Here is a 290-nt window from a genome sequence, read left to right on the forward strand (position 1 = left end):
GTCATCGGAATAAACCAGATTGATGTGTTGTTCAGTACGTTTGCAACATTGTATCCGTCCATTGTTGCTTTTGCTGTGTACTTTTCACTGTACTGGTCGATCATCTCCATGACAATATTAGTTGTCAGCCATTCTCTAGCGTGATGCGAAGCGTTATACATGACTGTCGCGTCTCCCCTGCCAAGCTTTACAGCCCAGATATCGCGGCCATACGGAGATTTCCCTAATGAGCGGTACTGTACCAGTCCTGGATATTTTTGAGCCAATGTTTTAATATTGCTTGTCATCGT

Annotated in this window: 1 protein-coding gene; it reads right to left on the bottom strand. The window is 44.1% G+C overall.

All coding sequences use genetic code 11. The annotated features are described in order from the left end of the window. A partial coding sequence (locus CGZ90_RS19660; protein ID WP_165766931.1) for a zinc carboxypeptidase occupies positions 1-290 on the bottom strand: 290 nt, incomplete at both ends.

This window comes from Fictibacillus aquaticus, from assembly GCF_002245695.1.
Lineage (GTDB): Bacteria > Bacillota > Bacilli > Bacillales > Fictibacillaceae > Fictibacillus > Fictibacillus aquaticus.